Below are 16561 nucleotides of genomic sequence, written 5' to 3'. Positions count from 1 at the left end.
ATCTGAGGCGTAATACATGGTCACGCTGACCGTTGAGGTCGCAACCCCATCGGCATCAATTGACGTCGGATCGGCCACAATTGTTGATTTGGTTTGGTCAAACACACTACCTGCAGCGTAGGTTACCGTGGCACTTTTGGTGCTGGTGGTGCTGCTGGTTTTAAACACAAACTCATCACTGCCGCGCGTTGCCGATTTCACGCTAAAGCTGTACACCCCATCAGTTTCACCAATGTAAGTCACCGTACCTAAAATTGCCGTGCCATCTTTACGTGCCAACTCTAAACCGGTATAGCCTGTTAATAGCTGATCAGTATTTGATGCGTAGTACATGGTCACGCTGACCGTTGAGGTCGCAACCCCATCAGCGTCAATTGTCGTCGGATCGGCCACAATTGTTGATTTGGTTTGGTCAAACACCGTCCCTGATGTATAGGTTACTTCAGCCGTTTTAGTAGTTGGCGCTGCGACATCATTGACTTTAAACGTAAATTTGTCACTACCTAATTTAGTCGAAGTCACTTTAATAGTATAAGTGCCATCACCATTATCTTGTGCTACAGCAGAATTATTTGCTGCAACACCACCAATAACACCTACTTTATTTGCAGTATCCGTGAATAAAATTTCAACCTTATCACCGCCAGAAGTAATATCATTATTATTACTATCTTTTAATTGTACAGTGATTGTTGATTCGGCTACACCATCAGCAATGATCGAGATTGGATCCGCTACGATTGTTGAAGAACTTGCACTTGCATCAATACGGGTATTTGTTAAGGTACATGTAATGTTATCGCCATAACCTGGAGTAACGGAGAAAGACTTACCTGAACCTGATGGTAAAGTAGTGGATGAAGTTGTATAAGTATTAGAACACGTCATTGACGCATCATAACGAGCTAATGGATTCGAACTTCCAGTAGCCATGATTTCGTCTAATGTATAAACAGTTCCATCACCTTTAACTTTTGTTGATCCTGTTGTTGCTGTTGTTGCTGTACCTGTTGTTGTTGCAGAAGCAGATACTGTTGAGCCATCTTTTAATTGAACCGTGAATTGGTCAGCTGTTTTTAATCTTGTACCAGCAACTGTTTTTGCTAACTCAATTTTTGGTGTTAAACCATTTGTAAAAGTACAAGAGATATCCGCACCCTCTATAACAGAAGATGCAGGAATAGTTAATACATTACCAGATAATGTTGTTAAAATATTCGTTTTACCATCAACTAAACATTCCGCACTAACCGTTTCCCAATCCTCACTCGGTAATGTTTGTGTTATAACAATAGATTGATTTAAGGCCGTGAATGCATGTAAAGCACTACTTGAAACTTTTGTTCCTTCAACTGATGTTACTATCGAATCGGTGTTACTTGATGGAGATGTAGATATTGTATTGCTAATTGAATAATCAAATTGCCCTACACCACCTTTAGTGACTGCAGATAATTTTACGTCGCCATATATAATATATAAACGATAGTCTTCAACTTCCCCATCAACAATCCATGGAACTGTTGAAGAAGGTGTTGGTAAATTATTATTGTTAGGACCTAATCCCTTGGTCGTACTCAAACGGAATCGAGCAAATGTTGCATCTAATCCTCTTGCGCTTCCTGAAGGAACCGTATAATCGAATGTAACATACCCATCTTGAACACCGGCTTGATCTGATGCTAAAGCCGTGGCACCAACAAAAGAATTAGATTTTTGGCTTGTTGACCAGTCTACCCATGCATTTAAAAAGCCTTTACTACTAGCAGGTCCAGTTGTTTTAACTTTAAATTTATAAGTATTTCCTGCTGCTAGTGGTGCATTTTGTAGTGAAATATAATCACTAGCATTTTTAAGCAATACTTGCACACCATCATGTGAAGTAATACTGTTTGCATTATTATCTGGTTTTGGTCCACTTTGATATGAAACTAAATCACCTAAACGTAGCCAGTTTATTGAATCAGTAGGCGTTGCACCATCAGAACCAGGGGAAAGATGTTTTGCTGGAGAAGTAGAATCATTATATGTTGCAGGTGCATCACCAAAATTACCGACAGTCGTTAAAGCAAAACTTGCTTCAGCAACTTTTGAATCGGAATTCATCGTAATTTTAGAATAAACATTCCAAGAATCAGGTGAACCTGATTTAGCAGAGGCTTCAGTATAATTAGCCCCTCTACACGCACCATCAGCAGTATGTCCCTCTGTAGTTGCATTCGCGGGATTATAACAATAAGCAGTTACTGGATTTAAAGAACTATTACTTGCCGTAGCCCATGTTTGAACCGCATTAATAGTATTGATTTTCGGTTGAACTAAACGAATATAATAAGTAGCAGAAGTAGAATCGACAATAAAACTATAATCCCCACCACCACTTGTTGTTTGAGATGCTTTAAATGTTGGAGTACCAGTCTCTACCTTCCATAACTCAACAGTTTGTCCCGCAACCTTATCATCAGAGCTAATTGATCCATCACCATTTACATCATTATAAACAGATCCTTTAATAACGGGTGCTGTCTGACATGCTGCTAAATCGTCAATATAATAAATATCAACATTAGCATTAGTTCCAGTGTTACCTGAAGTTGTTGATAATCGACCTAGAAAAGAAGCTTGCCCACTAATAACATTAATTTTATAAAGATCGCGGTTATAGGCACCAGAAGTTGCATATAGATCACCATTTAAAAAAGCCATTCCCCAGATATCAGTTGAAGCACCTATACCAACAATTTTGCTAACTAAATTATAGGTCCATGCTCCTGTTGTGTCTGAGACTAAAATACGGACTAACCAGCGATCTGTATCATTAGTACCAACTAGTAAATAGGCATTACCATCGGCATCAATTGCCATATCAGAAGCAATATAGAGGTTGTCAACAATATTATCAGATGAGGTTTGTGGATTAATACGCCCACTATTAACATAAGTTCCAGTAACAGGATTGAACTTCATCATCCTAAAATTATTAGAAAATGTAGAGTCTTCACCACCGGAGAAATAGATTTCACCAGTTTTTTGGAATACCTCACCACCAGACCAATAATTATAACCGCCCGTACCAGGGTATGGAGCAGATGGAGATAACAGCTTAACATTAGATGTATCACCATTTTTGACATAAGTTACAGAAAAAGGATTTCCCCAATACCAATGATACATAGTAAGGGCACCACCTGATCCACCCCAAGGACCTAGAGCAACTGTACTCATTGGTTCACCGAGAAGCCCTTGCATACTAGTAGCTCGGTATAATGGTATAGCTCCTACAGAAGTACCGTTAGCGGAACTGAGATCTATCTTAAATACCCTTGCGTTAGCAGTAGGCGTACCTGCTTCACCAGCATATAATGTATCGCAGCTAAACGTTACTGCACTTTTCCCATTAAAAATTTCCATGGGAGTATCTGCATATGAATTGCTAGTAAACAACAGCGCTAGCAATAGCAAGGGCAACCCAAATAAACTAAATTTTTTTGTGATCATGTTATATTCCTATACCCCATATCATCAATTAACTAAAGGAATTATTACTTTTTTGGTGCTAATTAAAATTTATAAAATGTTTTAAAATATATTTATCGTTAATGGTGATTGTAAAACAATCATAAATTATTTACTAATTAACAAAAAATGAACGAATATCTAATCAATAATTGTCCACTACACATCATTTACAAAAACTTACTTAACAAAACAAAACTTTACTTTAATACGTATAAATCAAAATAATTAATAAAACAACTACGGTATTCTTACAAAAGTGCCCTAAAAATAAAGAAAAGCCAACATTAAGTCAATGATATTTTTGTCACCGAAATGTTAATTTTGATTAATAACATAAAAATCAATAAGTTATAAATTTTTAAAAATGACAAAAATGTTAAAATTGTTTTGATTTTATCATAAATTAGTCTAAATCTTGTTTAACATTTCTTTATTGTAAAAAAATTCTAAAAAATTAAAAAACCTATACTAGCATCTATTCAAATTTGTCCATGAGTTAACATTATAGATTATCTTTAACGCATAAAAAATAGGCAGCTGAATTTAATTTTTAGAACTATAGTGATGCTATTTCATTATTTAAATGAAAAAGACATGACAATTAATTGGTTTAAAACTTTTATAGGTATGTAATATGCGTATTCATAAAGTAAATGTTTTATGAACTCCGACATATTACTCATTGGATATCTATGTGCATTATATAAAGGTTATTCTATTATATTTTTTTACATATAAAGACTATTAAAGACTATATTACTTTTGACCGAAAGGAAAAACTTAATTGAAGTTGATACTTGGTGAGCAAAAACAGGAAACTATGACTATATAAATATTTTTAAACTTTTACTATTACAACGTTATTAATGGTGCCGTGGGCGGGACTTGAACCCGCATGCCCTTAGAGCACTACCCCCTCAAGATAGCGTGTCTACCAATTTCACCACCACGGCAGCAATAAGAAAATCACTCAGGAATGTCAGACGTCGGATTAACTTGTTGAGGTTCAACAGCCGTATTTGGTGCTGTATTACCTGCATCAGTCACTGTTGACGGAGCTGTACTTGCAGGCACGCTACCATCTTCTAAATTCCAAAAACCATCATTCGCGCTTTTTTTACTACCTAAATTTGCTAGTGCAAGGCTGATAATAAAAAATAGAATACCTAAAATCGTTGTGGTACGAGTTAAGAAGTTACCCGTTCCTGCTGAACCAAATAGTGTAGCAGAAGCACCCGCTCCAAATGAAGCACCCATATCCGCGCCCTTACCTTTTTGGATTAAAACTAAACCAACAATGGCAATTGCGATGATTAAAAAAGCAATAATAAGGATTTCGTACATTTCAACCTGCAGTTAATTTGATTGTTCTCTCATTTTTTTAAAATATTTAGCAATGAAAGAAAAATAAAAATATTGATGCCGAATATTATCGAAACATGAGCCAACAAGCAAGTAGATTTTAGTATTTTATTGTTATTTGGTTAATCAATAGTACGCATTCATAGAATAAATCAGTATAATGTCGCCAATTTTTTTGCAGATGATTAAGATAAAAATGAAATTCATTATAAAACTCTTTCCAGAAATCACGATCAAAAGTGATTCCGTTCGTATTCGCTTTATCAAAATTTTAACGAGTAACATTCGTAATATACTGACGCAACATGTTGATGTTGCTGTCGTTCGTCATTGGGACTTTATTGAAGTCAGGCCAAGAACCGCTCACACTGAAATGCTCATTCTTGAACTTCTTTCCCGCATCCCAGGTATTCACCATATTTTATCGGTTGATGAATTATCATTTACTGATGTTCACGACATTTACGAGAAATCGCGAGACTACTTTGCGCCACGCATCGAAAATAAAACCTTTTGTGTTAGGGTCAAGCGACGCGGCCAACATGATTTTACTTCAATCGACGTTGAACGTTATGTCGGCGGAGGGCTCAATCAATACGTTAGCAGTGCTAAAGTTAAATTAACAAAACCTGATGTCACGGTTAATTTAGAAATTGATAAAGATAAACTCCTTTTAATTAAAGCACGTCACCAAGGCCTTGGTGGTTTTCCTATTGGCACACAAGAAGATGTTTTATCACTCATTTCCGGTGGATTTGATTCTGGCGTATCAAGTTATATGTTGATGCGACGTGGTTCACGCGTTCATTATTGTTTTTTTAATCTTGGTGGTGCATCACACGAAATCGGCGTTAAACAAATGGCGCATTATTTATGGAGTCGTTTTGGTAGCTCACACAAGGTTCGTTTTATTGCCATTAATTTTGCTGATGTGGTCGGTGAAATTCTTGAAAAAGTTGAAGATGGTCAGATGGGCGTCATACTCAAACGCATGATGGTGAGAGCAGCTTCGCAAATAGCTGAAAAGTATGGCGTACAAGCTATCGTCACAGGTGAAGCCTTAGGGCAAGTATCAAGTCAGACATTAACTAATCTACGATTAATTGATAATGCGACTGACACGCTGATTTTACGTCCGCTGATTACTCATGATAAAGAGCATATCATCAAATTAGCGCGTGACATTGGTACTGAAGATATTGCTAAAACCATGCCAGAATTTTGTGGTGTCATATCAAAAAGTCCAACGGTTAAAGCGCTCAAAGAAAAGATTGAAGCTGAAGAAGCGCATTTTGATTTTCGTATTTTAGAAAAAGCCATCAGTGAAGTGCAAAATATCGATATACGTGACATTGCTAAACAAACTGAGTCAAAAATACATGAAGTAGAAACGGTATCCTCTTTCAATGAACAAAATATGATTATTGATATTCGCTCACCGGATGAACAAGAAGATAAGCCTTTGGAAATCGATAATATTGAAGTGAAGCTAATCCCGTTTTATAAGTTAGCGACACAGTATGGTGATTTGGATCAAAGCAAGCACTACCTACTTTATTGTGAGCGCGGCGTCATGAGCAAATTACAGGCACTCTATTTGCTCGAACAAGGTTTTACTAATGTTAGCGTATTTCGAAAATAGTCAGATTAATGATAATTTCGTTAAATTATTGTTGTAATGTATGATTCTAGTGTAAAAACACGTTATATAAAAAGGATGCCTATGCATCCTTTTTTATTAGTGACGATAATCATTGATGCCATCAGGTAAGACTAAACCGCTTGCAACTTCGGCAGCTTTAGCTTTACTGACTAACACTTCAATAATTTTTAAGGCAAAATCAATCGAAGTCGCAGGCCCTTGGCTTGTTAAAATACGATGAGCGTCATCATAATAGGCGCGTTCATCTTGCCATAACTTGAAAGCCTCTTTTGTTGTTGGGAAGCCAGTCATCTTTGCGTTTGGAAATAAATTATGATGCTGCAATACCATCGCCGGTGTTGCACAAATTGCCGCGACCACTTTACCTTTCTCATAGGTTTGTTTTAATTTTTCGATGACTTGTGCTGAGTCACGAAAATTCTCAGCGCCTTTCACCCCACCTGGTAAAACAACAGCATCATATTGCAGCGATTTAACTTGTGAGAATGTTTTTTGTGCCAACAAAGCTACACCACGAGAACATAACACTTCACGCTCTTCAGTGATACTTGCATATGTCACATCAATCCCAGCTCGGGTTAATAAATCAATGGTTGTCACGGCTTCGGTTTCTTCACAACCGTTAGACAGTAAAACGAGAGCATTTGGCATAATTAACCTCATATATACGTGAATATTCCATATGATGAATCGACATCATTACTCGTCATTAATAAGCTGTTTTACTGATAAAGCCTTTTACAATTGTCAGTAAAATGATCTTAATATCAAAGCTAACACTCCAATGACGAATATATTCTAAATCATATTGGACGCGTTTTTCCATTTTATCAAGTGTATCGGTTTCACCACGATAACCATTAATTTGAGCCCAACCAGTGATACCTGGTTTAACTTTGTGTCGTAACATATAACCTAAGATTTCTGAACGATATTGTTCATTATGCACAACCGCATGGGGCCGTGGACCAACAATCGACATATCACCGACAAGCACATTAAAAAACTGAGGAAGTTCATCTAATGATGTTTTACGTAAGAAAGCACCTATCTTAGTTAGCCTTGGATCATTTTTTGTCGCTTGCTTAACTTGATGATCATTTTCCATCACTTTCATGGAACGGAACTTCCACACTTTGATAATCTTACCATTAACGCCATAACGGTCTTGTTTAAATAAAATAGGTCCTTTCGAAGTCATTTTTATTGCGATAGCAATGACTAATAATATGGGCGAAATCAAGGTAAGAATAATAATAGAACCAATGATGTCTTCTAACCGTTTAACGAGTGAGTTAAGTCCCTTAAATGGTGTATCATAGATCGACATAACCGGAATATTATTAATGGTATAAATACGTGAACGCAACAATTCAAACGTATAAATATCGGGTAATAGCATCACAGAACATGTGGTATCTGCTAATTTTTTAATAACATGAATAATATCTTTATGTGACTCTAATGAGTCTGCGATATAAATTTGGTCAAATAATCCCTTTTTAGCATCTTTGATCAGTTGTTCAAAATTACCTTTACGCTTAATACCACTGACAGATTGATCATCTTCATCATAAAAACCAATAATATTATGCTTAATCCATGGCATCTTTTTAAAATTACGTGCTAATAATCGCCCTTGTGATTGACGGCCAACAAAAGCCACATTCAAGATTTTGGGATGAAAAAGATTTTTTTCGATATAAGAAAATAATTTATGAATAATAAAAAAGAGCAGAGCTGTGATAATAAACAACGTTAATAAGAAGAGAAGTGACAAACTAAATCCACTCACGCATTCATATAAAATGGCCGCACTCCAAAATCCAAGAAACCAAACCTTTAATAATGAAAGCATTAAAGCATGTGTCTGAGAAGAGAATAACGAGTTATAAAAATCACGCGTAATGGCGGCCAGCAAGAAAAATACAATAACTAATAATGTGAAATTAAGGTGTAAGCTAAATCCATCTTGATAAAACAAACTCGATATGACGGTAAAAGTACAAAAGATAGCTAATATATCAAATATAATTTGAAAGATAGCAAAAGAAGGCATCGCAGAGCGCGTAACCTTATGTTTCATCATAAGAATAATATCCTATATTTATTAACAACTATTTATATTTCTTATTCTTTTTTTCATCATAAACATATTATCTTGGCAACTATAACGTAATCAAGCTATTTTATATAAACATGAGACATCTAACCAAAATTTAAGCACTCATTTTAATATTTCTAATATTAATTAAGTTTTTTGCTCCATCAATACCTTATCACCTTGACTTTCAACATTTAAACGGATTACTGATTCAGTATTTGATGTCCTTAAGTTAAAACGTCAATGACCAAAATCGATGCTCAAACCATCTGTCATATCAAGTGAATGTGATAACATTGAAAATGTTGATTGGACTAACTCTATTGCCTTATTTGGATCTTTTACGACACGATTAATTTCACCAGATACAGGGAAAGCTTCAACACACCATAAAAAAACTAATGTATTGATTTATAATATTAAAAAACTCAACAATCAAGGAGTAATGCTACTATCAATAGATGACAATAATAAAACTCGTGATGAGTACATTTTCACCTCTGTATATTGTATCTTATCGTCGTATTTTTAATAAATATTAGTCTTAAATAAGACTTTCTTCACCATTAAGCATACTATATAGTAAGCAAATCATCATCAAATAACTATCCATTTAAATTATAAAGATACAAAGCTTACTTAATCATTAACTGGTTATAAAGTTGAATGGTATTGTTTGTCATCACATCAGATGTAAAATAATGTAAGTATCTTTGATATCCATTAATACCCATTTCGCATAATGACTTTCTATCTATTTTATTAACTATCGATATTAATTGCTCTATATTCTCAATATCGAACAAATATCCCGTTTCACCATCAACCACTGCTTCTGGTAAAGATGTCGTGTTTGCAGCAATAACCACTTTTTTATAACTCATTGCTTCCAATGGAACCATTGCAAAGCCTTCCCAACGACTTGGAACAATTACTATATGAGTATTTCTATAATAATTGCTAAGTTCTTGACTTGTCAGCCAACCAACATAAGTTATCAAGTTATTATCGATATTGTATTTATGATCATTAACAAAATCGCCAACTACTGTTAGTTGAAATCTATCGGGATTCATTCTATTTGCAAGTTCTAAAATAATATCAAATCCTTTTTGGTAATCAAAACGGCCTACGTACAATAACTGAATTTTATTTTCTATGTCCGCTTTTTCTTTGCCATTAATATCAGCAGGAATAGAAACTCCATTATAAATAACTTCCAATTTAGACTGAGGTAGGCCATGTCTAATTGCCTGATCTTTTTCAAATTTACTAACACAAATTACTTTAGATGTCCTTATCAATAATAATTTCTCAATAAAAATATAACATTTTTTCTTAAAAACACTTGTACTTATTAAAAATGAAAAGGCATGCGGGCAGTATACAACTTTAGGTCGGCGCCAAGGATATAATATAACTAATGAAATCCTACCTAAAAAACCCGCAAATGAACTATGCAAATGAACAATATCTGGTCTTATTTTCCAAATGAGTTTGGTAAAATTGTAGAAAAATAATACAAAAGCTAGTATTCCTCTTTTTTTTCGCTGAAAGAAAATTTTATGACAACTTGCTGTATTCAATTCCGCTTGCTGCTGAAATGGTATTAAACAGTACATATCCACCTTACCGGAAGAGTTGGTTATCAATTGTGTTATAACGGTAGCGACACCACCTTTTATTGTTTCTGCTGCATGAAGTATTTTCATTATTAGCCTCTAAATACCTACCATCTTAATTATCAACAATTTCTTGTTTTTTTGATGATTTAAACCCTATTAAATATATTGCTAACCAAAAAAAACCTATTAGAATTTGGAATTTAAATAGCAGAATACATAACAAATAAAAAAAGCCTTTTTTATTAAAAGAAAAAATATATAACATCAAAATAGCAAAGAAAATTGACCCAATAATTCCAGAGCAATAGTATAAATATATATATGTGGATGAATCAGTAATATGGTAACTAAACATACCTGTTTCACCAATCGGCTTTAAAGAATTCCAAAAAAATCCGCTACCGATAATGTCATTGATATTATTTCTCAAATATAGTTCTTTAAGAATCACAGATCGACTTGCAATTGCATCATAATCAACTGCTTCATACACTCTTAATTGATAAACTGAATATATTGTCGGAAAAAGAATAATTATGGCTACGATCATAATTACTTTTGCCGCAAAAAATCGTTTATTTGTGATTAAAAAAAACATTATCATAAGTGAACAACATATAATTGAAACAATTGATAATGAAATTAATGATGTAAGAATTGCTAAAATTGTTGCAAAATTTAAAATACCTTTTGATAAAAAATATGCAGCTGGTACCAGCACAAACATTGAGTAAAAAGATGGTTCTGCATATAAACCTGTTGCCCTTATCGGAATAAAAGAATCAATCAATGCTTTGGTTTCATATAAAGCATTAGCATTTTCATCCCGAATTAGTTCATCAAAATTAATATAAAAATTAAATAATATATAAATAATTAATTGAATGAAAAAAATAGTAGCCTGAATATATAAGTAAATTTTTAATGAATTATCTAAATTCTTTTCTGAAATACAATAAGTTGATAAAAATAAAAACATGAAAAAGAAAATTTGTATAGCAAAAAATTTAACATAATTATTAAGATAAAAATTATCAAAAAAAGTTGAAATTGAAACCAAAAGATTTAAAACAACAAAAAATGAACAAAATTTAAAAATTTTTATCCTATTTATTGAAATGGATTGTTTTCTGCTGAAAACAATAATTAAAAACATCAAGACTAAACTCATTCCTAACGCTAATGCGACAAAATGACTAAGAGAAAAGAAGACCAATGTGATGGAAAGAAAGAACTCTAAGAATGAGTATCTGCTTAAAATTTTAAACATAATATACCTAAATGTAGACTAATCTTTTCACTTTCTAAAAAAAGATAAAATTTTATTAATAATAGTCTTAACGTAACTAAAAAAACTTCTTGGCAGAATCCATTTTACAATAACTACTGTAATACCAAAAAACCAATAGATATTATTATAATGCCGATTATTAATTAAGAGATTTAGAGTATTTTTCATTTGGACTCTTCTCTTACTATTACTGATTCCCTTTTCTCTAATAGAACAACTCAATAAGATATTAGGTAAGTTAGCAACTCTATAATTTTGAGTAATTCTCAAGAACAGATCATAATCCTCCGCATAAATATATTTTTCTGAATATATGTCTATTTTTTCAAATACAGTTTTATTTATAATTACAGATGGATGAATAAAACAACATCTTAAGAAAATCTTATTCTTTATTTCAGAATCAATTAGCGGTGGTTGGTAAGTATAAAGAAATACTCCTTCCTCTGATATAAAATTAACAGCAGAACCTAATAAAAATATGTCAGGATTAGATCTCATATATTCGTATTGTATATTCAAACGGTCTTCACGCTGTAAATCTCCAGCATCTAATCTAGCAATATAGTTTATATTTTTATCTTGTAAAATATAGCGTAACCCAGAATTTAATGCCTCTACAATACCTTGATTTTGAGGTAAGGCTATAACAATAATTTCAAATGGAAATAAGGATGTATCTATTTTTAAAGGACTCGTACTGCCATCATCAACAATAATAACTTTAAATTCATTATCTTTTTCTCTTATAGAATTTAGAGTAACAATAATTTCAGTATGGTCATTATATACAGGAATGAGAACGGCTAAATCTTTCATTTAACTTACCACCTAAATTTTATGTCTTTAAAACTATTAATTCTCAAATTTTTAATAATTTTAGTGAATTCTCAAGAGAAATAGAGCCATTAGAGAAATAGTCTACGCCATCAATCAAATAGCTATGAATATATTTTTTTAATTTAGTTTGATCAAAATTCAAATATAGTGCATTTCCAATTACTGTCACTTTTTTACCATATATTAATGACTCTAAGCCCACAGTAGAATTAATGACCACAACTTCTGTAGAGTTTTTGATTAAATCAATTGTATTAATATTAGTTAGTATAAATTTTGTTATTTTTTGTTCTTGAATAATGTTATTAATACTTACTTGTTCTTTTTCTGCCGGATGGATTTTTACGAGTAATTTAATATTCATCTGATTGGCTTTATGTAAAGCGACTCTTATCGCATCAATATTATTATAATTAGAATTTAACTTAATTTGAGTATCAGTAGAAACTTGTAAAGGTAAAAATATATATTCTTCATTTTTAATATCAAATGCGTTATTAAAAATAATATTTGCCATATTTGGATGGCTTTTTATTTTAAATCTTTTAAAGCTCTTTTTATACACACTTGCATATAAGTATTTCAAACCGTAATTTATTGCCCCTATAATTCTTCTGAAAAATCTTGATTGAGCCTGTGGCAATTTTCCTGCTTTTAAATCCTCATACAATTTAATCCATGCCTGGTGCTGTTGTTCTGAAACTAAAGGCAAGTTATCAATTATACTTGGCTCATAAAATATAGATGACTTTGCATTGGCCCCCATGGGATCGGAAAACATTTTATTAGGTAAATTAGATATTTCTAAATAGATTTTCTCAATGGATAATTTTCGACACACTTGAGTTGTAGCTCTACCGATCAAAGTTTCCCCATTCCATATAACACATTTGATAATCCTGTTATTTTTAAAAAGTGATTCTAAAGTATGTACAGTTGAAATATAGCTATTTTTTGCTTGTTCATAACTAAAATCATCATTTAGTACCTCAATTGAAGTAATAATATCTCGATCAGCATCGCTGTCTGATAAATAAATAGGTAAAATATTCTTTTTTATTAGGATACATTTACAAGGAAATTTTCTACATAATAAATACACGATAGGATCATGAGTAACGACAACAACTTTGTATTCACCAGACAATGAAGTGAACATTCGTGAATAAAAATTAAAACGTTCAATGTAATCAATAATAAATACGATCATTTTTAAAAACTATTCTATATGTTATATATAAATTACAAACTAATATAAATGATGAAATACAAACAAACAAAATAATTAAGTTAACAACATCTAACTTAAAAAAATAGTTAACAATAAAAAGAACAACTAAAGTAATACCAAGTAAAAAATTAACTATAAAATCAATTTTTTGTTTTTTGAAAACTAAAAATAATTGAGATGCCGGAGAGTATAATAATTGAATACAAAAAAGAGGAATCATCAATTTATAGTAAATTACAGCATTACCCCATTTTTCACCGAACATCAGTGTAATTATCCATTCTGAAAATAAATAACCAAATACGCAATAAAGTATTGAGGCGATAAAAATATACTTCATATACACTTTATAAACATTTTCAGCATCCTTTTTTGATATTTCTACAGCGGATAACATATCTCTCCGAAATACACCGCTTATACTTTGCGATAATAAGGCTATAGGAAAAAAACCAAATTTATAAGCAACCGCAAAATATCCAGCTTCACTTAAACCATACCAGAAAGGAATTAATATTGATAAAGAATAGGTATAAATAGAAGAGCAACATGTTGCAGGAAAGATATATAAAGGATATCGGTAATTTTCTTTAATAAAAAACTTAAAATTTAACCTTATGTTACTTTTATATTGTTTATACAGAATGAAAGCCAACAGCACAAAAGATAAACAAAAATATAATGCAGTATATACTTCAAATAAATTGTCTTGATAATGCCAAAAATAAAGAAATAAAATAAAAAGCAAGAAACAAAAATTGATTATTACTCTAAAAAAGCCAATATATACATATTTCCTTTGGCTATTAAGGTAATTAATAAAAGTTTGAACAGCTAAAAAGCTTAATGAAAATATAATAGTAAGAGAAAAATCCTTATACAACATAAATGAGAATAAAAGTAATATTAACGTCACAATCAATGAAAGTAAGTAAACATTACTTGTTGCATTCAAAGATGAATTTTGTGAATTAGATATACAAGCAAGTTCATATCTAAATACAAAAATAGTACCTAAAAACATTCCAATGGATAAATGTAAATTAAATTCACCTAATTGACTCGCACCAAAATTGAGACCAATAAACCACAAGCATAAAAAAAAGAGTAATTGTCCACAAACGACTCCAATTACTGATAAAAGAGAGTCTGTTAATTTAATTTGCATCCCAGTCCTACTCATAATAATTTATTTTTAGCTAAATTCTAACTATCTCCGCGCCTAAACCGCGAAGTTTCTCTTCAATTTTTTCATAACCGCGATCGATATGGTAAATACGATCAACAATTGTTGTGCCTTTTGCAATACAGCCGGCTAAAACTAAGCTTGCTGAAGCCCTTAAATCGGTTGCCATCACTTCAGCACCAGTTAATTGCTCAACACCATGGGTAATAAGCGTATTGCCTTCAATTTCAGCTTTAGCTCCCATGCGAATCAACTCTGGAACATGCATAAATCGGTTTTCAAAAATCGTTTCTTTAATAATACCCGTACCTTCGGCGACCATATTCAATAATGAGAATTGAGCTTGCATATCAGTTGGGAAACCGGGGTGTGGCGCGGTATGAATATTCACCGCTTTAGGGCGTTGCCCCTGCATATCTAAGCGAATCCAATCAATGCCTGTTTCAATTTTTGCCCCAGCCTCGGATAATTTAGCAATAACCGCATCGAGTGTTGTCGGATCCGTATTACGGCATACGATATTGCCTTTTGAAATAGCTGATGCAACAAGGTAAGTACCCGTTTCAATACGATCAGGTAATATTTTATGGACGCCACCACCTAATTTTTCAACACCATCAATGGTAATTCGATCAGTACCTGCTCCCGTCACTTTTGCACCGATGGCATTTAAAAATTTGGCGGTATCGACTATTTCAGGTTCACACGCTGCATTTTCGATTATCGTTTTACCCTCAGCTAAAGTGGCTGCTGTCATAATCGTCACTGTTGCACCAACACTCACTTTATCCATCACAATATGCGCGCCTTTTAAGCGCCCATCAACAGTTGCTTTAACATAGCCTTCATCAAGCGTGATTGACGCGCCGAGTTTTTGTAATCCAGAAATGTGTAAATCAACCGGTCTTGCTCCGATAGCACAGCCGCCAGGCAATGAAACTTGCCCTTGACCAAATCTTGCAACTAATGGCCCTAATGCCCAAATTGAAGCACGCATTGTTTTAACTAAATCATAAGGTGCACAAAAATTATCAACGCCACTGGCGTCAATATCGATAAAACCGTTACGCTTAATTTTAACGCCTAAACGTTGTAATAATTCCAACGTTGTATCAATATCTTTTAACTTTGGTACATTTTGAATTTCAACGGGTTTTTCCGCTAATAATGAGGCAAATAAAATAGGCAGTGCCGCATTTTTTGCACCAGATATCGTTACCTCGCCATTTAATTGAGTCGGACCAATAATTTTAAACTTTTCCATAAACCAACAATCTCGATATATCAGATATTAACTATTTGTCGATATTATAAATGTTATCAACAAATAAGTAATTAATTATTCACTAAAATAGGTAACTATTTCGTTTAAAATGATTAAGGTACTGATGTTATACCGATAATGACTAAATAAAATATCATCTTATCATTTAAATCACCTGTAATCGTGATCATTACATAAAAAAGTGATAGCATAAGGTAACGCTTTTAAAAAAGGTAAAAATACAATGTTTGATAATTTAGCTAAAGCAGGAAAATACTTAGGTCAAGCAGCTAAATTGATGATTGGTATTCCTGATTATGATACCTATGTGCAGCATATGAAACTGACCCACCCAGAACAAGAACCCATGACGTATGAAGCATTTTTTAGAGAACGTCAAGAAGCGAAATACAGCGGCAAAGGTGGTTTTAAATGTTGTTAATCAGTCAACTCGATATGTTTTATTGTTAAAAGGT

Annotated in this window: 12 protein-coding genes, 1 tRNA gene and 1 pseudogene; 2 read left to right on the top strand and 12 right to left on the bottom strand. The window is 32.8% G+C overall.

Translation table 11 applies throughout. The features are described 5' to 3' along the window. The 3 genes from ABEA36_RS12045 to secG all read right to left on the bottom strand — a co-directional run. The coding region (locus tag ABEA36_RS12045) for an invasin domain 3-containing protein (RefSeq protein WP_345492495.1) at nucleotides 1–3498 on the bottom strand (3498 nt) is incomplete at its 3' end. 888 nt (nucleotides 3499–4386) lie between these two features. After that, nucleotides 4387–4472, bottom strand: a tRNA-Leu gene (locus ABEA36_RS12040). Nucleotides 4473–4485: 13 nt separating this feature from the next. After that, entirely contained in the window at nucleotides 4486–4863 is a 378-nt protein-coding gene (secG, locus tag ABEA36_RS12035) for a preprotein translocase subunit SecG (protein ID WP_345492493.1), read from the bottom strand. Between the two features lie 214 nt (nucleotides 4864–5077). Here secG and thiI point away from each other — a divergent pair, with 214 nt between their 5' ends. Then, nucleotides 5078–6523 carry a tRNA uracil 4-sulfurtransferase ThiI gene (gene thiI / locus ABEA36_RS12030; protein ID WP_345492491.1) on the top strand — a complete coding sequence of 482 codons (1446 nt, stop codon included), beginning with the start codon at nucleotides 5078–5080 and terminating at the stop codon, nucleotides 6521–6523. A 96-nt stretch (nucleotides 6524–6619) separates the two neighbouring features. Here thiI and ABEA36_RS12025 read toward each other — a convergent pair whose 3' ends face one another. The 9 genes and pseudogenes from ABEA36_RS12025 to murA form a co-directional block, all read right to left on the bottom strand. Beyond that, nucleotides 6620–7198 carry a DJ-1 family glyoxalase III gene (locus ABEA36_RS12025; RefSeq protein WP_345492517.1) on the bottom strand — a complete coding sequence of 193 codons (579 nt, stop codon included), beginning with the start codon at nucleotides 7196–7198 and terminating at the stop codon, nucleotides 6620–6622. Between the two features lie 55 nt (nucleotides 7199–7253). Continuing rightward, nucleotides 7254–8633: an undecaprenyl-phosphate glucose phosphotransferase gene (locus tag ABEA36_RS12020; RefSeq protein WP_345492489.1), complete on the bottom strand. Its 1380-nt coding sequence runs from the start codon at nucleotides 8631–8633 to the stop codon at nucleotides 7254–7256. A 162-nt stretch (nucleotides 8634–8795) separates the two neighbouring features. Beyond that, nucleotides 8796–8873 (bottom strand): annotated as a pseudogene (locus ABEA36_RS13295) (hypothetical protein); the annotation flags it as partial. 410 nt (nucleotides 8874–9283) lie between these two features. Further along, on the bottom strand, nucleotides 9284–10360 hold the full coding sequence (locus tag ABEA36_RS12015; RefSeq protein WP_345492487.1) for a glycosyltransferase: 1077 nt from the start codon (nucleotides 10358–10360) through the stop codon (nucleotides 9284–9286). Nucleotides 10361–10385: 25 nt separating this feature from the next. Then, nucleotides 10386–11543: a hypothetical protein gene (locus ABEA36_RS12010; RefSeq protein ID WP_345492485.1), complete on the bottom strand. Its 1158-nt coding sequence runs from the start codon at nucleotides 11541–11543 to the stop codon at nucleotides 10386–10388. A 27-nt stretch (nucleotides 11544–11570) separates the two neighbouring features. Beyond that, nucleotides 11571–12383: a glycosyltransferase gene (locus ABEA36_RS12005; protein WP_345492483.1), complete on the bottom strand. Its 813-nt coding sequence runs from the start codon at nucleotides 12381–12383 to the stop codon at nucleotides 11571–11573. 43 nt (nucleotides 12384–12426) lie between these two features. Next, the gene (locus ABEA36_RS12000) at nucleotides 12427–13614 is read right to left on the bottom strand and encodes a capsular polysaccharide export protein, LipB/KpsS family (protein ID WP_345492481.1); all 1188 of its coding nucleotides are present in this window, start codon (nucleotides 13612–13614) and stop codon (nucleotides 12427–12429) included. Continuing rightward, a complete protein-coding gene (locus ABEA36_RS11995) occupies nucleotides 13595–14803 on the bottom strand; it encodes an oligosaccharide flippase family protein (RefSeq protein WP_345492479.1) in 1209 nt (402 codons plus the stop codon). Before ABEA36_RS11995 ends, ABEA36_RS12000 begins: the two co-directional genes overlap by 20 nt. A gap of 31 nt (nucleotides 14804–14834) precedes the next feature. Then, entirely contained in the window at nucleotides 14835–16085 is a 1251-nt protein-coding gene (gene murA, locus ABEA36_RS11990; protein WP_345492477.1) for a UDP-N-acetylglucosamine 1-carboxyvinyltransferase, read from the bottom strand. Between the two features lie 244 nt (nucleotides 16086–16329). Here murA and ABEA36_RS11985 point away from each other — a divergent pair, with 244 nt between their 5' ends. Then, nucleotides 16330–16527 (top strand): YbdD/YjiX family protein, encoded by a 198-nt coding sequence (locus tag ABEA36_RS11985; protein WP_345492475.1) that lies wholly within the window; start codon nucleotides 16330–16332, stop codon nucleotides 16525–16527. Nucleotides 16528–16561 lie beyond the last annotated feature (34 nt).

This window comes from Orbus sasakiae (assembly GCF_039542345.1).
Taxonomy (GTDB): Bacteria; Pseudomonadota; Gammaproteobacteria; order Enterobacterales; family Orbaceae; genus Orbus; species Orbus sasakiae.
This window is presented reverse-complemented; position numbering and strand designations above follow the sequence as displayed.